Origin of the sequence: Caulobacter sp. 1776 (genome assembly GCF_040545685.1) — a bacterium.
Classification (GTDB): domain Bacteria; phylum Pseudomonadota; class Alphaproteobacteria; order Caulobacterales; family Caulobacteraceae; genus Caulobacter.
Map to the genome: position 1 here is coordinate 429,077 of NZ_JBEPMI010000007.1, position 19,538 is coordinate 448,614.

Annotated in this window: 16 protein-coding genes, 1 tRNA gene and 1 pseudogene; 8 read left to right on the forward strand and 10 right to left on the reverse strand. The window is 67.3% G+C overall.

Annotated features, from left to right (window positions below; translation table 11 throughout):
- The first annotated feature begins 130 nt into the window (after positions 1-130).
- Entirely contained in the window at positions 131-805 is a 675-nt protein-coding gene (locus ABIC66_RS20565; protein ID WP_354072650.1) for an HAD-IB family hydrolase, read from the forward strand.
- 81 nt (positions 806-886) lie between these two features.
- Here ABIC66_RS20565 and ABIC66_RS20570 read toward each other — a convergent pair whose 3' ends face one another.
- The 6 genes from ABIC66_RS20570 to ABIC66_RS20595 all read right to left on the reverse strand — a co-directional run bounded on the left by ABIC66_RS20570 (position 887) and on the right by ABIC66_RS20595 (position 6,962).
- Positions 887-1,525 (reverse strand): ATP-dependent Clp protease proteolytic subunit, encoded by a 639-nt coding sequence (locus ABIC66_RS20570; RefSeq protein ID WP_354072652.1) that lies wholly within the window; start codon positions 1,523-1,525, stop codon positions 887-889.
- A gap of 184 nt (positions 1,526-1,709) precedes the next feature.
- Complete coding sequence (gene tig / locus ABIC66_RS20575; RefSeq protein WP_354072654.1) at positions 1,710-3,068, reverse strand: trigger factor; 1,359 nt, start codon at positions 3,066-3,068, stop codon at positions 1,710-1,712.
- Positions 3,069-3,257: 189 nt separating this feature from the next.
- Positions 3,258-3,342, reverse strand: a tRNA-Leu gene (locus ABIC66_RS20580).
- A gap of 44 nt (positions 3,343-3,386) precedes the next feature.
- On the reverse strand, positions 3,387-4,838 hold the full coding sequence (locus ABIC66_RS20585; RefSeq protein WP_354072656.1) for an NAD(P)H-hydrate dehydratase: 1,452 nt from the start codon (positions 4,836-4,838) through the stop codon (positions 3,387-3,389).
- A 10-nt stretch (positions 4,839-4,848) separates the two neighbouring features.
- Positions 4,849-5,418 carry a histidine phosphatase family protein gene (locus tag ABIC66_RS20590; RefSeq protein WP_354072658.1) on the reverse strand — a complete coding sequence of 190 codons (570 nt, stop codon included), beginning with the start codon at positions 5,416-5,418 and terminating at the stop codon, positions 4,849-4,851.
- A 5-nt stretch (positions 5,419-5,423) separates the two neighbouring features.
- On the reverse strand, positions 5,424-6,962 hold the full coding sequence (locus tag ABIC66_RS20595) for an acetyl-CoA acetyltransferase (RefSeq protein WP_354072660.1): 1,539 nt from the start codon (positions 6,960-6,962) through the stop codon (positions 5,424-5,426).
- Between the two features lie 249 nt (positions 6,963-7,211).
- On the opposite strand from ABIC66_RS20595, the gene ABIC66_RS20600 reads away from it, so the two are divergent.
- The 3 genes from ABIC66_RS20600 to ABIC66_RS20610 all read left to right on the forward strand — a co-directional run bounded on the left by ABIC66_RS20600 (position 7,212) and on the right by ABIC66_RS20610 (position 11,486).
- Entirely contained in the window at positions 7,212-7,550 is a 339-nt protein-coding gene (locus ABIC66_RS20600) for a P-II family nitrogen regulator (protein WP_099535744.1), read from the forward strand.
- 45 nt (positions 7,551-7,595) lie between these two features.
- Complete coding sequence (glnA, locus tag ABIC66_RS20605; protein ID WP_354072662.1) at positions 7,596-9,005, forward strand: type I glutamate--ammonia ligase; 1,410 nt, start codon at positions 7,596-7,598, stop codon at positions 9,003-9,005.
- A gap of 300 nt (positions 9,006-9,305) precedes the next feature.
- On the forward strand, positions 9,306-11,486 hold the full coding sequence (locus tag ABIC66_RS20610; protein WP_354072664.1) for a TonB-dependent receptor: 2,181 nt from the start codon (positions 9,306-9,308) through the stop codon (positions 11,484-11,486).
- Between the two features lie 62 nt (positions 11,487-11,548).
- Here the strand turns inward: ABIC66_RS20610 and ABIC66_RS20615 are convergent, their stop codons facing one another.
- Both ABIC66_RS20615 and ABIC66_RS20620 read right to left on the reverse strand, forming a co-directional pair.
- Positions 11,549-11,941, reverse strand: a complete 393-nt coding sequence (locus ABIC66_RS20615) for a putative quinol monooxygenase (RefSeq protein WP_354072666.1) — start codon at positions 11,939-11,941, stop codon at positions 11,549-11,551.
- The gene (locus ABIC66_RS20620; protein ID WP_354072668.1) at positions 11,938-12,834 is read right to left on the reverse strand and encodes a LysR family transcriptional regulator; all 897 of its coding nucleotides are present in this window, start codon (positions 12,832-12,834) and stop codon (positions 11,938-11,940) included. Before ABIC66_RS20620 ends, ABIC66_RS20615 begins: the two co-directional genes overlap by 4 nt.
- Before the next feature lie 96 nt (positions 12,835-12,930).
- Here ABIC66_RS20620 and ABIC66_RS20625 point away from each other — a divergent pair, with 96 nt between their 5' ends.
- Positions 12,931-13,647 carry a hypothetical protein gene (locus tag ABIC66_RS20625; RefSeq protein ID WP_354072670.1) on the forward strand — a complete coding sequence of 239 codons (717 nt, stop codon included), beginning with the start codon at positions 12,931-12,933 and terminating at the stop codon, positions 13,645-13,647.
- Here ABIC66_RS20625 and ABIC66_RS20630 read toward each other — a convergent pair.
- Positions 13,644-14,003 carry a Kazal-type serine protease inhibitor family protein gene (locus tag ABIC66_RS20630; protein WP_354072672.1) on the reverse strand — a complete coding sequence of 120 codons (360 nt, stop codon included), beginning with the start codon at positions 14,001-14,003 and terminating at the stop codon, positions 13,644-13,646. The genes ABIC66_RS20625 and ABIC66_RS20630 overlap by 4 nt on opposite strands.
- 162 nt (positions 14,004-14,165) lie before the next feature.
- On the opposite strand from ABIC66_RS20630, the gene ABIC66_RS20635 reads away from it, so the two are divergent.
- The 3 genes from ABIC66_RS20635 to parE all read left to right on the forward strand — a co-directional run bounded on the left by ABIC66_RS20635 (position 14,166) and on the right by parE (position 19,249).
- Complete coding sequence (locus ABIC66_RS20635; RefSeq protein ID WP_354072673.1) at positions 14,166-15,665, forward strand: amidohydrolase; 1,500 nt, start codon at positions 14,166-14,168, stop codon at positions 15,663-15,665.
- Positions 15,665-17,032 (forward strand): amidohydrolase family protein, encoded by a 1,368-nt coding sequence (locus ABIC66_RS20640; RefSeq protein WP_354072675.1) that lies wholly within the window; start codon positions 15,665-15,667, stop codon positions 17,030-17,032. Before ABIC66_RS20635 ends, ABIC66_RS20640 begins: the two co-directional genes overlap by 1 nt.
- A gap of 108 nt (positions 17,033-17,140) precedes the next feature.
- Positions 17,141-19,249: a DNA topoisomerase IV subunit B gene (parE, locus tag ABIC66_RS20645; RefSeq protein WP_354072677.1), complete on the forward strand. Its 2,109-nt coding sequence runs from the start codon at positions 17,141-17,143 to the stop codon at positions 19,247-19,249.
- Between the two features lie 13 nt (positions 19,250-19,262).
- On the opposite strand, the pseudogene ABIC66_RS24290 reads toward parE, so the two are convergent.
- Positions 19,263-19,378 (reverse strand): annotated as a pseudogene (locus ABIC66_RS24290) (hypothetical protein); the annotation flags it as partial.
- Between the last annotated feature and the right edge of the window lie 160 nt (positions 19,379-19,538).

Genomic DNA, 19,538 nt, shown 5'->3' on the forward strand with positions numbered 1-19,538 from the left:
AATTGGGCGATTGGCGCTCGGGCGCAAGCGCTGGACGTCTTGGCCCTTACGGCGACGGCGGGAAGACCGTATTACCGAACGGAGATTCGTAGGGAAAGAGCACGCGTCGCGCGGCTCGCATGGAAGGTCTATGGCGAAGCGTTCGTTGATGGCGATGGGTTTGAGCGCGTCGCGTCCGATGACCGGCGACATGGGCCATGAACCCGCCCTGGTGGCCTTCGATTTCGACGGCACCCTGACCGTCAAGGACAGCTTCAACGCGTTCCTGAAGTGGCGCGCGGGGCCCCGCAAATGGACGCGCGGCGTCATCCGCCTGACCCCCGCCCTGATCACCTACGTGTTCGATCGCAACCGCGCGAAACTCAAGGCCGCCGCGGTTCGCGAGTTCATGAAGGGCGCCAGCGTCAGCCAGATCGAGACCGACGCCCGGGCCTTCGCCGAGGCTTTCGCCCCGTCCCTGCTGCGGCCCGACGCCCTAGCCGTCTGGCGCGGTTGGCGGGCCAAGGGCGCCAAGCTGGTCATCGTCACGGCCTCGCCTGAGATCACCGTCGCGCCGTTCGCGCGCGGGCTGGGCGCGGACCTGCTGATCGGCACGCGTCTGATGTGCTCGGAGGACGGCCGCATCCTAGGCGGCCTCGACGGAAACAACTGCCGGGCCAAGGAAAAGGTCGCGCGCTTGCGCGAGGTGTTCGGCCCCGATGTCCACCTGACGGCCGCCTATGGCGACACCTCGGGGGACACCGAGATGCTCGCGATAGCTGACGAGAAGGGCTATCGCATCTTCCGGGGCAAGCCGGCGACCTGAGTCGATTTGCCGCACGCGAACAGGCAAGAAAAAAGCCGCCGATTCCAGATCGGCGGCTTTCTCGTTTAGCGAAGCTTCGCCTTATTCGGCGATGTCCGGACCGTCACGGCTTTCGTTGATGTGGTCGATCAGACCCCAGGCCTTGGCCTCTTCGGCGCTCATGAAGTGGTCGCGGTCGAGCGTGCGCTCGACCTCTTCATAGGTGCGGCCGCAATGCTTGACATAGATCTCGTTCAGGCGGCGCTTGGTCTTGATGATGTCCTCGGCGTGACGCTCGATGTCCGAGGCCTGGCCGCGGAAGCCGCCCGACGGCTGGTGCACCATGATGCGCGAGTTGGGCAGGCTGATGCGCTGGCCGGCGGCGCCGGCGCACAGCAGCAGGCTGCCCATCGAAGCGGCCATGCCCATGCACACCGTCGAGACCGGGCTCTTGATGTATTGCATGGTGTCGTAGATCGCGAGACCGGCCGTCACCACGCCGCCCGGCGAGTTGATGTACATGGCGATCTCTTTCTTGGGGTTCTCCGACTCCAGGAACAGCAGCTGGGCGCAGATCAGGCTGGCCATGCCGTCCTCGACGGGACCGGTCAGGAAGATGATCCGCTCCTTCAGCAAGCGCGAGAAGATGTCGAAGGCCCGCTCGCCGCGGCTGGTCTGCTCGACCACCATCGGAACCAGGTTCATCGCGGTCGCCATCGGATCGTACATCATGGGGATCACCCTTTTCGTGTGCCTAGACACTTTGCGTATTTGGCGCGCGAAAACGAATCAGCCCCCGGCGCGCCGTCGCTCTCGCATATCGCGTGGCGCTTAACAGGTTGCAAGGAGCCGGCGGTTTCGTGGCGATACGAAAAAGGCGCGGCCCTCTCGGACCGCGCCTCGTTTCGTCAGGGCCTCAGCGCGCTTAGCCGCCGTAGCCTTCCGGCAGGTCGTCTTCTTCCAGGAGCTCGTCCTTGGAGACTTCCTTTTCCTCGACCTTGGCCTTGCCGAAGATCAGGTCGACGACCTTGTCTTCGTAGATCGGGGCGCGCAGGGCGGCCTGCAGGTCGGCGCGCTGGCGGTACATGTCGAACACCTGCTGGGCTTGCGCGCCGTATTGGCGAGCTTCGCGCATGATGGCGTCGGTCAGTTCCTGGTCGGTCACGACCACGTCGTTCTTGCGGCCGATCTCGGCGAGCACCAGGCCCAGGCGCACGCGGCGCTCGGCGATCTTGCGGTACTCGTCCTTCAGTTGGTCTTCCGACTTGTCGGCGTCTTCCGCCGGCAGGCCGCCACGGGCCTTGTCGGCCTCGACCTGCTGCCAGATGCCGGCGAACTCGGCGTCGACCATGCGCGGCGGCAGCGGGAAGTCGTGCTTGGTGTCCAGCACGTCCAGCAGAGCGCGCTTCAGCTTGAAGCGCGAGCTGTTGTCGTAGCGGCCCGACAGGTTCGAACGCAGCAGGTCCTTCAGCGCGGCCAGGTCCGACAGACCCAGACGCTTGGCCAGCTCGTCATCGGCCTTGCCGTCGACCGGCGCGCGGACTTCGGTCACCTTGGTGGCGAACTCGGCGTCCTTACCGGCCAGATCCTTGGCTTGATACTCTTCCGGGAACTTCACCTTGACGACGATCTCGTCGCCCGGCTTGGCGCCGACCAGCTGTTCCTCGAAGCCCGGGATGAACTGACCCGAACCCAGGACCAATTCGGCGCCCTCGGCCTTGCCGCCGGCGAACTCGACGCCGTCGATCGTGCCGACGAAGTCGATCAGCAGCTGGTCGCCGTCCTTGGCCTTCAGGCTCTTGCCGGTGCGCGGCTCGTAAGTGCGGGCCTGCTTGGCCAGCTCGTCCAGCGACTCGTCGACTTCGGCGTCGGTGACCTTGTAGACCGGCTTGATCAGCTCGATCGACGTCGGGTCGATCGGCTCGAATTCCGGCATCACCTCGACGGCCAGTTCGAAGGCGAGGTCTTCACCGCCGGCGATGACCTTGTCCATGTCCGACGACGGGTTCAGCTCGGGCTGACCGGCCGGACGCAGCTTGTTTTCCTCGAGGACCTTCTGGGTGGTCTCGTTGAGCGCCTGCTCGACGACTTCGCCCATCAGGGCCTTGCCGTACAGGCGACGGACGTGGGCGGTCGGCACCTTGCCGGGGCGGAAGCCCTTCACGTTCATCTGCGGCGCGACTTCGGCGATCCGCGCATCAAGGCGCGTGGCCAGTTCACTCGCGGGCACCGTGACGCCAAAAACGCGGCTGAGGCCTTCGCCCGACTTTTCAACGATCTGCATCGACATTCTTAAATTCTCGGGTCGAGGCGCCAAGCGCCCGATCTCCGCCCTGGGGTCCAAAAGATCGACGCCGCCCGCGAGGCCGGGGCGGCGAAAGAGCGCCCTTATGTCACGACGTGCGCGAGCATCCAAGAGCGGGATAAGTAAAACTCGTGACGGCCAGTCTTCGGCTGGCCGTCACGAGCTGTCTGGTGCGGATGAGAGGACTCGAACCTCCACGCCTCGCGGCGCTGGAACCTAAATCCAGTGCGTCTACCAATTCCGCCACATCCGCGTGCGACGGGGCTTACGGACTTCGATCCCGTCGCGCAAGTCCGCTCAGCGCCGCGCGTGCAGTTCCGCTAGCACCGCCGGGGCCAGGCCTGGCAGATCCTCGGCGATCAGGCCGGGGCCGTGGCGAGCGCCACACTCGGCGTGGATCCAGGCCCCGGCGCAGGCGGCCTCGAAGCTTTCCATGCCCTGAGCGATCAGGCCGCCGATGAAGCCCGCCAACACGTCGCCGGAGCCGGCCGTGGCCAGCCATGGCGTTCCATTCAACGACACCGCGGCGCGGCCGTCGGGCGCGGCGATCACGGTGTCGGGTCCCTTCAACAAAACAACGGCGCCGGCCAGCCTGGCCGCCTCGCGCGCGGCGGCGATGCGTTCTGGCGAGCGGGCCAGCAGGCCCGGAAAGATCCGCTCGAACTCGCCCGGATGCGGCGTCAGTACGTCATCTCGGTCGAGGCAGCCGAACAGCGCCGCCGGATCGTGTCGAAAGCTGGTCAGGGCGTCGGCGTCGACGACCAGGGCCGCTCCGGTGCGCGCCAAGGCCTGCAGGTTGCGGGCCGTCCCCTCCCCCACGCCAGCGGCCGGTCCGATGATCACGGCGTCGGCCTGTTCGGCGGCCGTGGCCAGATCGGCGTCCGACTCGAACGGCGCCAGCATCACCGCCTCCAGGTGGGCGGCATTCACCGCCAGAGCGTTCGGCGGCGACAGCACGGTGACCGCGCCCGCCCCGATCCGCAGCGCGCCTCGCGCGGACAGTCGCGCCGCGCCGGTGTTCCAAGCCTCGCCGCTGACCACCTTCAGCCGGCCCCGGCTGTGCTTGTGAGCGTCGAACGCTGGCCAAGGAAAGCGTCGCCCCCAGAGCTCAGGACCGTTCTCGAACAGATCCGCGCCGTCGATGGGCCACAGGCCGATGTCGGCGACAACGATCTCGCCGCAGGCCTTACGGCCTTCGGCCAGGACATGGGCCCGCTTGCGGCGATGAAAGGTCACGGTGAGCTCGGCCCCAAAGGCCGCGTCGCCCAATGCTCGGCCGGTATCGCCGTGGACACCCGACGGCGTATCGACCGCCACGATGGTCAGGGCCAGCGCCTGGCAAGCCTTGGCCAGGCGCGCGACGTCACCTTCGAGAGGCCGTGACAGACCCGCGCCAAACAATGCATCTATATAGAGTGTGCTGGGCGATAGGTCTTGCGATAGCGGTTGGATCCCGCCCTTCCACCGCGACGCAGCCCACTTGGCCGCGTCCGTGGCGGGCGGCGCGGCCGCCTCGACCACGACCTGCCATCCGCGCCGGCGTAGGTGACGCGCCGCGACATAGCCGTCGCCGCCGTTGTCACCCGGCCCGCACCAGATCACCACGGAACGGCGCGCGTAGCGCGCCCGCACGGCTTGAGCCACGGCCTCCCCGGCCCGCTCCATCAGGACCGGCGTCGGCGTTCCGCGCAGGACGGCGGCGCGATCGGCGGCGGCCATTTCGGCGACGGTCAGAATTTCTCGGGCCACGGGGTTTCTCTCAAAGCACCTGGCTTTGAGCTTCGCGTCCTTTGCCGATCAGGATCAAGCGGTCGTCGTCGACCTCGAAGACGGTGCGCGAGCAATGGTCGGGCCGGAAGGCCATGACCTCGGCCACGCCCGTGGCCACGGACACCGCCGCGTTCAGCGCCACGAAATGGCTGAACACCGCCGCGCCGGCGTGCTCTCGTAGGGCCGCGGCCACGGCGTTCGTCCAGGCGACGTAGTCCAGATCGCCGACCACCTGGTCCCAGCGACCGCCGAAGGCCTGGCGCAGCCATTCGGGTCGCTGCTCGGCGGACAGCGCCGCGGGTGTCGGGATTTCGCCGACCCGCGGATCGATCTCGATCGTCACGCCCAGGGCGTCGGCCAGAGGCTCCGCCGTCTCGCGGCAGCGGCGCAGAGGCGATGAGACGACCCGCGTGGGCCGCTGCTCCTGAGGCAGCGCCAGGATCTCCCGAGCCACCGTCATCGCCTGGGCCAGCCCCAGACCGTCGAGGCCGGGATCCTCGTCCTCGCCGCCCCACGTCGCGGCCGGTCGGCCATGACGGATGACGTGAACTCTATTCATGGCGCTCAATCCGGGATGAAGAGGTTGCGGACGCCGTCGGGATGCGGCCCGACCGAGCCGACCCGTCCGACGCCCTCGCGGCTTTCCAGGTCTTGCAACACGGCGGGATCGTCCGGTGTCTGGGCGACGAAGCGGCGGCCCTGGTCGTCGCGACCGATGACGATTCCCATCCGCGCGCCTTCGCGGCCGTGAACGACGGTGTAGGTCTCGATCGTCGCCCTGCCCCCCGGTCGCTCGACGATCTCGGGATGCGGCAGGGCGTCGATCTTCGCCTGGATGACCGAGGGCGGCTCCCGCTCCCATTTCCCTTCGATCGGCTTGGTCGAATAGATCCCGACCGACTGCTTGGTCAGGAACCAGCCGTTGGCGGTCGAGAGACCGTAGGCGTCTGGCCGCTCGCGCAACCTCGCGACCATCTCGGCGATGGCGTGCAGGGCGTAGTTGTTTCCTGGCCCGCCGAAATACGGCAGGCCGCCGGTCACCGTCAGGCCGCGCGGATCGTCGAGCGCCAGGCCCAGTTCTTCGGCCCCGATCCGCACCGCCGACGGGAAGCACGAATAGAGGTCGATCAGGTCGAGGTCCTCGAGACCGATCCCGGCCATCGTGAGCGCTCGCTCGCCGGTCAGGCGCATGGCCGGGCTTGAGTGATAGTCCTGGCGCTCCAGGGGATACCAGAGATCCGAGGCGTCGGCGCAGCCGTGCAGGAACACCCAGCGATCCTCCGGCACGCCCAACTCACGCGCCTTGCGCACGCTGGCGATCAGGACGGCTGCCGATTGATCGACCTCCATGATGGCGTTGAGGTACTTCGGGTACGGAAACCCGACCATCCGATTGCGGTCGGTTACCGTGACCAGGTCTTCGGCCGAGCGCGCGATCGGAAACCAGGCATAAGGGTTGGCGGCGGCGATCCGGGTAAAGGGCGCGAAGAGTTGGCCCAATTGCCGCTGGTGATCCTCGATCGACCGCCCGTCGCGCGCCCGCAACGCGTTCTCGAACAGCGGATAGGTGTTGACGGGGTAGCCCAGCCCGTGGGTGGCCTCCTGCGGCGTCACGCCTGGGCGTGGATCGCCGATACGCTTTGGCGTGCTGTCCAGGTCGTCGCCCCAACCGTCGAAGCCCAGGCCGCCTTTCAGCCGCTTCATCAACGAGCCCAGGAATTCCGCGCCTGCTACCAGGGCCAGGTCCGACTCGCCGTGGGCGATCCGTTCGCAGACGATGTTCACCGCCTGCTGCGGGCTGTTGCCGCCGGTTTCGGTGTAGACATTCCAGCGCGGCGCGGCCGAAACAGCCCTGGCCAGGGAGGCCGGCGGATCCGCCAGCCGGGGCAGCGGCAGTTTCGAAAGCCCGCCCGGAGCGTCGATGCTGAACGCCACGACCGCCAAAGCGTCGAGATCGGCAAGAACCGCCCCCTTCAGGCCCGCATCTAGAGCCGCGCGTTCCGCCGCAACTTTCAGCAGTTCCAGCGGAGAGGGTGAATTCGCCGTCTCACCCCGATACGTGAATTGGCCCGCGCCGATCAAAACCGGCGTGTCGTCGCGCATATCCACCCCCGTTCAAACGATCGTTGGGCGCGATCGTAGGCGCGAAACGGCGCGTCGCAAGGCCATTTGGCGGCCATTCCGAAAATGCACGATTGAAGGGCGCCAGATGCTCAAAATTTGAACACATGCCCGGAACTCAATCGTTCGGTCAGGTTTGTCGCAGGCCCTCGCTTGCGACGCTTTGGAGGGCGTGATGGTTGCGCGCTCAGTGAAGGCGGTTCGCCGCCGACGGGCCCGAAAGTGGAACCGATGAAGAAGATCGAAGCCATCATCAAGCCATTCAAGCTGGATGAGGTGAAGGAGGCCCTGCAGGACATGGGCGTCCAGGGCATGACCGTGCTCGAAGCCAAGGGTTATGGCCGCCAGAAGGGCCATACCGAGCTCTATCGCGGCGCCGAGTACGTCGTGGACTTCCTCCCCAAGATCAAGGTGGAGGTGGTCGTCGAGGACAGCCAGCTGGAACCCGCGCTGGAAGCCATCACCCGCGCCGCCCGCACGGGCCGCATCGGCGACGGCAAGATTTTCGTCTCGGAGATCGCGGAAGTGATCCGCATCCGAACCGGAGAAAACGGCCCGGCCGCTGTCTAGGCCGGTTCGTCTAACACTTAAGAGAGCCTACAAAGGGGATACGGAATGACCACCGCCAAAGATATCCTGAACCTGATCAAGGAAAAGGACGTCAAGTACGTCGACGTCCGCTTCACCGACGTGCGCGGTAAGATGCAGCACGTCACCTTCGACATCGACCTGGTCGACGATGACTTCCTGAACGACGGCACGATGTTCGACGGCTCGTCGATCGCCGGCTGGAAGGCCATCAACGAGTCGGACATGAAGCTGCGTCCGGACCTGTCGAGCGCGATCATCGATCCGTTCTATCAGCAGACCACGCTGGCCCTGTTCTGCGACGTCGTGAACCCCGACAGCGGCACCCCCTACAACCGCGACCCGCGCTCGATCGCCAAGGCCGCGCTGAACTATCTCAAGTCGGCGGGCGTGGGCGACACCGTCTATTTCGGTCCGGAAGCCGAGTTCTTCATCTTCGACGACGTCCGCTGGTCGACCGCGCCGAACAACACCGGCTATTCGTACGACTCCAGCGAACTGCCGGTGAACTCGGCCAAGGAATATCCGGAAGGCAACATGGGCCACCGTCCGGGCCCGAAGGGCGGCTACTTCCCGGTGAACCCGGTCGACAGCTGCCAGGACCTGCGCGGCGAAATGCTGGCCGTCATGGGCGAGCTGGGCATGAAGCCGGAAAAGCACCACCACGAGGTGGCCCCGGCCCAGCACGAACTCGGCCTGAAGTTCGACACCATGGTCACCATGGCCGACCGGATGCAGCTGTATAAGTACGTCATCCACAACGTCGCCGCGGCCTACGGCAAGACGGCCACCTTCATGGCCAAGCCGATGTTCGCCGACAACGGCTCGGGCATGCACGTGCACCAGTCGATCTGGCAGGACGGCAAGCCGCTGTTCGCCGGCGACAAGTACGCCGGCCTGTCGCAAGAGTGCCTGTGGTACATCGGCGGCATCATCAAGCACGCCAAGGCGATCAACGCGTTCTCGAACTCGACGACGAACTCGTACAAGCGCCTGGTGCCTGGCTACGAAGCCCCGGTGAAGCTGGCCTACAGCTCGCGGAACCGCTCGGCCTCGATCCGCATCCCGCACGTCGATTCGCCCAAGGCCAAGCGCCTGGAAGCCCGCTTCCCCGATCCGATGGGCAACCCCTATCTGACTTTCGTCGCCCTGTTGATGGCCGGCCTGGACGGCATCATCAACAAGATCGACCCGGGCGGTCCGGCCGACAAGAACCTCTACGACCTGCCGCCCCGCGAGCAGAAGAAGATCCCGGAAGTCTGCGGCTCGCTGCGCGAAGCCCTGGAGAACCTGGACAAGGACCGCGCCTTCCTGAAGGCCGGTGGCGTCATGGACGACGACTTCATCGACAGCTACATCGAGCTGAAGATGGAAGAAGTGATGCGCCTGCAGCTGCACCCGCACCCGGTCGAATTCGAGATGTACTACAAGTGCTAAACGCCTGATCTCAGGTGAGGACGAGGGCCGGAGAGCAATCTCCGGCCCTTTTTCGTTGCACCGCACAAGAGAGCCAGCGCGAAACTGGGGAATGACTTATTACTTAAGAGCAGCGACTGAACAAAAATGTCGCAAGTTCGCAACATAACCGACGTAATCGACCCACTCCGGCTGAAATCGCGTGGCGCGAGATATCCGCGGGCCCGAAACTTGGCCTATCGCAGCGCAAACGGAATCGCCGCCAACGCCCCTGCTCAGAACTCGGCGACGCGGTGCTTTAGATCACAACAGGATCTCTCCATGCCCCAGTTCAACCGCTCCCTTCGTCGCGCCCTCACGGTTTCGTGCGGCCTGACCGCCCTCGCCTCGGCCATGGCCGTCGCGCCGGCCGCCTTCGCCCAGGAAACCAAGGTCGGCGAAGTGATCATCACCGCCCAGAAGCGCAGTGAAAACCTGCAGGACGTCCCGGTCTCGGTCGCCGCCATCAGCGGCGAGCGCTTGCAGTCGACCTTCGCCGCCGGCGACGACATCCTGGCCCTTTCGGCCAAGGCTCCGGGCCTGTACGCGGAATCCTCGAACGGCCGCGTCGCCCCGCGCTTCTACATCCGCGGCCTGGGCAACGCCGACTTCGATCTGGCCGCCTCGCAGCCCGTGTCGATCATCCAGGACGAAGTCGTCCTCGAGAACGTCGTCCTGAAGAGCTCGCCGATCTACGACCTCGATCACGTCGAAGTCCTGCGCGGCCCGCAAGGCACGCTGTTCGGCCGCAACACCACGGCCGGCATCGTCAAGTTCGACACCGCCAAGCCGAGCGAAGAGTTCAAGGGTCGCGCCAGCGCCACCTACGGCAGCTACAATACGATGACCTTCGACGGCGGCGTCGGCGGCGCCATCGTCCCCGGCAAGGTCGCCGCCCGCGCCTCGCTCCTGATCCAGCATCGCGACAACTGGATCGACAACGCCTACACCAAGAAGAACGACGCCCTGGGCGGCTTCGACGAGCGCGCCGCCCGGCTGCAGGTGCTGTTCACTCCGACCGACGAACTGAGCGCCCTGTTCAATGTCCACGGCCGCGACCTGGACGGCACGGCCGCGGTGTTCCGCGCCAACATCCTGACCAAGGGCTCGAACAAGCTCAACGGCAACTACGACCGCGACACCGTCTACTTCGACGCCGGCGACAACAATCCGCAGAACTACAAGGGCTACGGCGCGTCGGCCAACGTTCAGTACGATTTCGGCGCCGCTAAGCTGACCTCGATCACCGCCTACGAGAACACCCACGGCTTCAGCCGCGGCGACATCGACGGCGGCAACCCGACCGGTCCGGGCTTCATCCCGTTCCAGTCGGACACCCAGGACGGCATCAAGAACCTGTTCCAGTGGACTCAGGAAGTCCGCCTGGCCAGCGACACCGACGGCCCGCTGAGCTGGCAGATCGGCGGTTTCTACTTCGACACCAAGTATGACATCCGCACCAACCCGTTCTTCGCCCCGGCCACCACCCTGCGCCAGAAGAACAAGGCGTGGGCCGCGTTCGGCCAGGCTTCGTACAAGGTCACCGACCAGCTGACCCTGACCGGCGGCCTGCGCTATACCGACGACGACAAGGACATGAACGTCGTGTCGGGCCCGAACCCAGCGGCGCCCGTCTCGGTCTCGGACTCCAAGGTCAGCTGGGACCTGTCGGCCTTCTACAAGGTCGACGAGGACGTCAGCGTCTACGCCAAGGTCGCCTCGGGCTTCCGCGGTCCGTCGATCCAGGGTCGCGACATCGCCTTCTTCTCGCCGGCCTCGGCCGCCAAGTCGGAGACGATCATGTCGTATGAGCTGGGCCTGAAGAGCGAGCTGATGGACCGTCGCGTCCGTCTGAACGGCGCGGTCTTCGCCTATACGATCGACGATCCGCAGTTCAGCGCCGTCGGCGGCGGCAGCAACTCCAACCGCCTGATCAACGCCAAGAAGGGCGAGGCCTACGGCCTGGAACTGGACAGCGAGTTCGTGGTCACCCCGAACTTCGTCGTCACGGCCGGCTACAGCTATGCCCACACCAAGATCAAGGACAGCTCGCTGGCCGTCGCGCCTTGCGCAGCCTGCACCGTCACCGACAAGCTGAACGCCGCCGGCCAGGCCCTCGTGGACGGCAACCCGTTCCCGAACGCGCCGAAGTACACCTTCGACTTCACCGCGCGCTACGCCTATCCGGTGGCCTCGGGCGAGCTGTTCGCCTTCACCGACTGGAAGGTTCAGGGCTATACGAACCTGTTCCTGTACCAGTCGAAGGAGTTCTACTCGAAGGGTGATTTCGAAGGCGGCCTGAAGCTGGGCTACGCCAACAAGGAAGGCGGCTGGGAAGTCGCGGCCTTTGCTCGCAACATCACCAACGAGAGCAACATCAAGGGCGCGATCGACTTCAACAACCTGACCGCCTTCGTCAACGAACCGCGCGTCATCGGCGTCTCGCTGGACGCTCGCTTCTAAGACCCTTCGGGATCCCAAGACTGGGAAAGGCCGCGGAGCGATCCGCGGCCTTTTCTTTTGCCCTAGCTCTTCAGCCCGTGACCGCCGACCGGGATGGTCTCGAAGTGTTGAGGAAAACCGGCGATGATCGGCCTGGCCTTGGCGATCGCCGCCTGAACCGACGGCAGTTTCAGCGACGCGGCATGGGCGTCCTTGTCGGTCCAAACCTCGGTGATCCACAGCGCGTCGGCGTTGGCCGGATCCTTGGCGATTACGTAACTGAGGCAGCCCGGCATATCCTCCGTGCCCTCGCCGAGGATCGCCAGCAGGTCATCGCGCTTGCCGGGCGCGGCGAGCATTTGGCCGATCAGTCCATACATGGGTCTCTTCTCCTGGGCTCGGACCGTGGACGCGACGGCGGCGAGCGCTATGCCGCCAGCCAGCGCGTTGCGTCGGTCGATCATCGTATCCGTCATCGGCCGGTTCCTTCTGGTCGAGCACTGTCGCCAAGCGCCGACCGGATCATGTCAGCATCCGCCGAGGCCAGCGCCGCGCCAAGCCCCAGCAGGTGCAGGGTGTTGACACAGAGCGGCAGGCCGAGCGGCCGGATGACCCGCACGCGCTCCCGCCAGGACGGGGCCGCGACGAGGTCCAGCGGCGCGATGATCGCCCCGCGCCCCGCCGCGCAGCTTTCCATCGCCTCCTCGATCTCGCCGGTGTGATCCAGGCGACGTAAGCTGTCGGGCTGACGGCCAAAGACGGTCTCGAACCAGTGGCCGAAGACGAACTCGTATTCGTCGTAGGTGGCGAAGGCCGTGGCCGTGATCACGTCCAGGTTCTCCGGCGCGCGTGCTTGCTTGGCCACCGCGAGGACGATCTCCTCCTGCGCCAGCGGTCTGGACTGCACCGGCGCGGCGGTGACCGGCCGGTAGGTGACGCCCAGGTCGGCCGCGCCGCTCGACACCGCCGCCAGCACGGCCTCGTGCGTGCCGAAGGTCAGTTCCAGCGGGCGGTCGGCCGGCAGCCCGGCCAGCAGCGCCGGCGCTAGCCGGTAGCGCCCGAAGGCCGAGACCGTGGCGATCCGCAGCGGCCGAAGGGTCGGATCTTCCTGGCTGAGCCGCCAGCGAGTGCGCTCCAGTTCGTCCAGCGCCCGTCCGACAGACTCGAACAGGGCTTGGCCCGCCGGCGTCAGGCGAAGCGCCCTGCCCGCCCGTTCGAACAGCGGCCGGCCGATCTCGGCTTCGAAACGCTTGAGGTCGTGGTGGATGGCCGGCGGCGACTTGCCCAGGCGCGGACTGGCGGCCGCGATGCCGCCCGCCGCGGCCACCGCGTGGAACACCGCCGCCCGACGCAGATCCGCGTGCCGCATGATTTCGAAATCCGGAACGATGAAGCCCTTTGTTCGAAATATCGTCGAACGCGGTTCGCGGCTAGCTCTTCCATGGCAGGCCCCCAGGAGGACCCCATGTCGCATCGCCATTTCTGGACCGTCCTGGCCGGCGCCGTTTCTCTGGCCGGCGCCGTTCACGCCCAAAGCCCGACCGCCGCCTTCCTGTTCGCCTACGACGTGGATCGCGGAAAGCAGGAGGCCTTCGAGGCCGGCTACATGGCGCACCTGGGCTGGCACGCCGCCCATGGCGACACCTTGCCCTGGTACGGCTGGTACGTGACCAGTGGGCCGCGCACGGGCGTGTTCGTCGATGGAACCTTCGGGATCCCGTTCCCCGCCATGGACCATCGCGTCGATCCGGCCGGCGATGGCGCCGACATGGAGGCCAAGGTTCTGCCGTTCGCCAAGGCGCGGACCTATTCGACGCTCGAACTGTGGCCCGAAGTCAGCACGGCCCGCACGTTGGAGGCGCGCGAGCCCAGCGCCATGCTCGACGCCTATACGGTCCAGATCGCGCCTGCGAGGGTCGCCGCGTTCGAGGCTGTTCTGACGCGCGGAGAACGAGGACGTCTTTCGCTCGCCTGGTATCGGCTGGTCAGCGGCGGTCCGGCGGGCGGCTATCTGCTGCTGGTTCCGCGCCAGGGCTGGGCGGACCTCGCCGGCCGACCGCGCGATCTCGCGGGCCTGCTGACGGCGACCTACGGCCCTGGCGCTGTAAAGGCCGTCGCCCTGATCGACAGCGCCGAGGTCGAGACTTGGTCATACCGACCCAAGCTTAGCCGCCTGCCCTAGCGGGATTTGCATTCGCCTTGCGCGGTGACGCTGACCCCGGCCCCCGCCGCCTGGCAGGCGTTGCCGTAGGTCTTGCCGTCGCAGCCGCAGACCGGCTGGTAGATCATCGGGCAGACCTGGGGCTTCTTCCGGCAGACGCCGGCGGCGTCGGCGACGCGGCCGCAGACGCCCGCCTCCATCTGGCAGGTCAGGCCCGCCTGGCACTGGAAGCCCGCGAAGCCGCCGCACATGCCGCCCTCGGCGACCGGCGTGCGCGGCGATTGAGCGGGCGGCGTTCCCTGTCCCGGCGCGGTCGATCCCGGCGCGCTACACGCGGTCAGCAGGATCACGGCGAAGCAGGCGAGCAGACGGCGCATGGACGATCTCCGATAGGCAGGGCTGACTTTTGAACGCACGGGCCGCGTTCGCGGCGCCGCGCAACGAAGTTGCGGACAAATGCGCCGAAGCCGCGCCGTTTAACTTGATAACGCGGTTCTTTTCGTCTGTCCTTCCCGCCTCTTCGAGAGTCGGGGTTTTTCATGATCAGATGGCGTAACGCGGCGGCTGCCCCTACCCTATTGGCAGCGAGCCTGCTCGCGCTGGGGCTTTCGGCCTGCGCGACGACTGGGGCCGGCGGTCCCGCCAAGACGGCGGCCGCGCCGGCTCAAAAGGACGGCAAGCCAGCGGAAAAGGCCGAGGCCAAGCCGCTGCCCAAGGGCCTGGACGGCCAGGCCTCGACGGGCTTCCCGTCGACCTACCAGCCGTTCCCGTCGCGCCCCACGGCCTTTGTCGGCGCCACGGTCCTGACCGCCACCGGCCAGCAAATCGAGAACGGTGTGGTCTTCGTCTCGGGCGGCAAGATCACCGCCGTCGGCGGCGCCGACACGCCGATCCCGGCCGACGTCGCGGTGATCGACGCCAAGGGCAAGTGGATCACCCCCGGCATCATCGACGCCCACAGCCACCTCGGCGTTTATCCCTCGCCCGGCGTCTCGGCGCGCTCGGACGGCAACGAGGCCACCGATCCGAACACCGCGCAGGTCTGGGCCGAACACTCGGTCTGGCCGCAGGATCCCGGCTTCAACCGGGCCCGGGCCGGCGGCGTCACCACGCTGCAGATCCTCCCCGGCTCGGCCAACCTATTCGGCGGTCGCTCGGTGACCTTGAAGAACGTGCCGGCCCTGACCACGCAGGGCATGAAGTTCCCCGACGCCCCTTACGGCCTGAAGATGGCCTGCGGCGAGAACCCCAAGCGCGTTTACGGCGGCAAGAGCCGTTCGCCCTCGACCGCGATGGGCAATGTGTTCGGCTACCGCAAGGCCTGGATCGACGCGGCCGACTACGCCCGCAAGTGGGACGACTTCCGCGCCAAGCAGCAGAAGGGCGAGAAGGCTGATCCGCCCAAGCGCGACCTGCAGTTGGAGACCCTGGCCGGCGTCCTGAAGGGCGAGATCCTGGTGCAGAACCACTGCTATCGGGCCGACGAAGAAGCCACGATGATCGATATCGCCAAGGAGTTTGGCTACAAGATCACGATGTTCCACCACGCGATCGAGAGCTACAAGATCGCGCCCCTGCTGGCCAAGGAAGGCATCTGCTCGGCCACTTGGGCCTCGTGGACCGGCTTCAAGATGGAAAGCCTGGACGGCATCGACGCCAACGCCGCCATCCTGTGGAAGAACGGCGCCTGCGTCGTGATCCATTCCGACGATCCGATCATGACCCAGCGATTGAACCAGGAAGCCGCCATCGCCATGACGGCGGGCGCCAAGCTCGGCTACGTCATTCCTCGCGCCGAGGCGATCAAGTGGATCACCGCCAACCCGGCCAAGGCCATGGGCATCGGCGACAAGACCGGCTCGCTCGAGCCCGGCAAGGCCGCCGACCTGGTGATCTGGAGCCGCGACCCGTTCAGCGTCTACGCCCAGGCCGAGAAGGTCTTCATCGACGGCGCGCTGATCTATGACCGCCAGGACAAGCGCTTCCAGCCCAAGTCCGATTTCGAGCTCGGCCAGCCAGGCCAGGGAGCGTTCAACTGATGATCCGGTCTCTGCTTCTCGCCAGCGCCGCCTGCGCGCTGGCCCTTCCCGCCGCGGCCCAAATGGGCGCATCGCAAACGATCGCTATCGTCAACGCCCGCATCGAGCCCGTCTCCAGCGCCGCGATCCCGAACGGGACCCTGGTGATAAAGGACGGCAAGATCGCCGCCGTCGGCGCCAGCGTCGCGGTCCCGGCCGGCGCCCGTGTCGTCGACGCCAAGGGCGGCGTCGTCACGCCCGGCCTCGTGGCCCCGTCCTCGAACCTCGGCGCGTCGGAGGTCAGCGGCGTCCGCGAGACCCGTGACGACGGCACCGGCAGCGCGCTCAGCGCCGCTTTCGACATCAGCTATGCCGTCAACCCGGCCTCGACCTTCCTGGGCCTGGCTCGCGACGGCGGCGTCACCAGCTCGGCCGTCACGCCTGTCCTGTCCGGGACCGGCGGCGGGGCCAGCGAGCACGCCGACGACGGCGTGGTCGAGGAGATGACCGCCGGCAAGAGCGGCGACGGCGACCCGCCGCTGTTCGGCGGCCAGGCGGCGTTCATTCGCCTGAAGGCCGGGGCGACCGACATCGTCGAGGCCTCCAAGCTGGCCGTCACCGTCTCGCTGGGCGAGAGCGGCGCGCGGGCGGCCGGCGGCTCGCGCGGCGCGGACCTGGTCCTGATCCGCTCGGCCCTCGAGGACGCCCGCGCCTTCGCCAGCCGCCGCGCCGCCTTCGAGCAGGGCGCGACCCGCGACTTCGGCCTCTCGCGCCTGGACCTGGCGGCCCTGATCCCGGTCGTGCAGGGCAGGACGCCCCTGCTGATCCGGGTCTCCCGCGCCGCCGACATCCGCCAGGCCCTGAAGCTGGCGGCCGAGGAGAAGGTCAGGATCATCCTCGAAGGCGTCGAGGAAGGCTGGCTGGTCGCGCCCGAGATCGCGAAGGCCGGCGTCCCGGTCATCGTCGATCCGCAGGACGACCTGCCGGGCAGCTTCGAGACCCTGGGCTCGCGCCTCGACAACGCCGCCCGCCTGAACGCCGCCGGGGTTTCGGTGGCGATCAACGGGGCGCGGGACTTCAACAACCTGCGCCAGGAGCGTCTCAACGCCGGCCTCGCGGTCGCCAACGGCCTGCCCTACGCGGCCGGCCTGGCGTCCGTGACCCTGGTCCCGGCCAAGATCTGGGGCCAGGATGGCAAGATCGGCTCGCTGGACGTGGGCAAGATCGCCGACGTCGTGGTCTGGAACGGCGACCCGCTAGAGACGACCAGCTGGCCGCTGAACGTCTTCGTCGGCGGCGTCGAGCAGCCGCAGGACAGCCGCCAGACCCAGCTGCGCGACCGCTACGCCAAGACCGACGGCGGCGGCTATCCGCCGGCCTATCGCTAAGCTTCACGGCCTCCGCCCCCAGTTCGCTGGGGGCGGATTTCGCTTTTCAGGGGAAGCGCGCGAGGCCATACGAGGCCCCCGCGTTCGAATCGCCTAAGACTCTCCCCGATGTCCTCCGATAAGACCCCCTCCCTGTTCGACGACGACGCCCTGGCGCCCGTCCCCGCCGCGCCGTTCCAGGCCAGCGTGGAGCCGCACGTCGAACCGACGCCGCGTCCGATCCCGCCGCCGCCGCCGTCCAGCAAGGCCGCCCCGCCGCCGGCGCCCGCCAAAGCCAGCGCGCCCGGCGAGTACTCGGCCGCCGACATCGAGGTGCTGGAAGGCCTGGAGCCGGTCCGTAAGCGGCCGGGTATGTACATCGGCGGCACCGACGAGCGGGCCCTGCACCACCTGTTCGCCGAAGTCCTCGACAACTCGATGGACGAGGCCGTGGCCGGCTTCGCCAAGACCATCGAGGTCAAGCTGGACGCCGACGGCTTCCTGTCGGTCAAGGACGACGGCCGCGGCATGCCCGTGGACCCGCACCCGAAATATCCCGGCAAGTCGGCTCTGGAGGTCATCATGACCGTCCTGCACGCCGGCGGTAAGTTCACCGGCAAGGCCTATGAGACCTCCGGCGGCCTGCACGGCGTCGGCGCCAGCGTCGTCAACGCCCTCTCGGAGCGCGTCGAGGTCACCGTCTGGCGCGACGGCTTCGAGCACCTGCAGGTCTTTTCGCGCGGCAAGCCGCTGGGCCCGATCCAGCAGGTCGGCCCGTCGCGCAAGAAGGGCACCATGGTGCGCTTCAAGCCCGACGACGAGATCTTCGGCGAGGGCGTCGGCTTCAAGCCGGCGCGCCTGTACCGCATGGCCCGCTCCAAGGCCTATCTGTTCCGCGGCGTGCAGATCAAATGGTCCTGCGACCCGTCCCGCATCCATGACCAGACCCCGCCCGAGGCCACGTTCCACTTCCCCAACGGCCTGGCCGACTTCCTGGCCGAGCGCACCAAGGGCCTGACCACGATCACGCCCGAGAGCTTCTCCGGCCGCATCGAGCGCCAGGGCGAGGCGGGCGCCGTGGAGTGGGCCGTGACCTGGACGCCGCAGGGCTTCGGCGAGCACGACGGCTTCATGCAGTCGTACTGCAACACCGTGCCCACCCCCGAAGGCGGCACCCACGAGAGCGGCTTCCGCGCCGCCCTGACCCGCGGCCTCAAGGCCTATGCCGAGCTGAAGGGCGAGAAGCGCGGGACGATCATCACCGCCGACGACGTCGTCGCCCAGGCTGGGGCCCTGATCTCGGTGTTCATCAAGAACCCGGAATTCCAGGGCCAGACCAAGGAAAAGCTCTCGACCTCCGAGGCCCAGCGCTTCGTCGAGGCCTCGCTGCGCGACCCGTTCGATCTGTGGCTCAGCTCCAGCCCGAAGAACGCCCAGGCCCTGCTGGAATTCGTCATCGAGCGGGCCGAGGAGCGCCTCAAGCGCCGCAAGGACAAGGAAGTCACCCGGGCTTCCGCGACCCGCAAGCTGCGCCTGCCCGGCAAGCTGGCCGACTGCGCCGGCGGCGCGGTCGACGGCGCCGAGCTGTTCATCGTCGAAGGCGACAGCGCCGGCGGCTCGGCCAAGCAGGCCCGCGACCGCAAGTACCAGGCCATCCTGCCCCTGCGCGGCAAGATCCTGAACGTGGCCTCGGCCAGCGGCGAGAAGTTCACCGCCAACAAGGAGCTGTCGGACCTGATGCTGGCCCTGGGGGCCCAGGGCGGGAACAAGTATCGCGAGGAAGACCTCCGCTACGACCGCATCATCATCATGACCGACGCCGACGTCGACGGCGCCCACATCGCCAGCCTGCTGATCACCTTCTTCTACCGGACCATGCCGGACGTGATCCGCCAGGGTCACCTCTATCTGGCCCTGCCGCCGCTGTACCGCATCGCCCACGGCGGCAAGAGCGAATACGCCCGCGACGACGCCCACAAGGACGAGCTGCTGGCCACGGTGTTCAAGGGCAAGAAGCCCGAGATCGGCCGCTTCAAGGGCCTGGGCGAGATGATGGCCTCCCAGCTGAAGGAGACCACCATGGACCCCAAGAAGCGCACCCTGGCCCGCGTGACCCTGCCGCGCTCGGAAGAGGCGGTGGAAAACCTGGTCGAGACCCTGATGGGCCGCAAACCCGAGCTGCGCTTCCGCTTCATCCAGGAAAACGCCGAGTTCGCGTCGGCGGATCTGGATCTGTAGGTCCGGCCACTGGCCCCCTCCGCGCTGCGCGCTCCTCCCCCGGAGGGGGAAGACGGTCGTTCCTTCCGCCCCCTCCGGGGGCGGACGGCCGCGAAGCGGCCAGGTGGGGGCAAGGGACATCGGCTTCACGCGGCCTGGCCGCTGAAGGTGTGTGGGGAGGCGACGGAGCGGCCGGGCGAACCCGGAGACCGTGGGTTTGATTTTACGTTTCGGCTCGGACGACCGCTCCGCCAGGCTGTTCTTGCCCGTGAGGATGGGGGGCGTGAGCGTATTTCAGCTCGGGACCCCA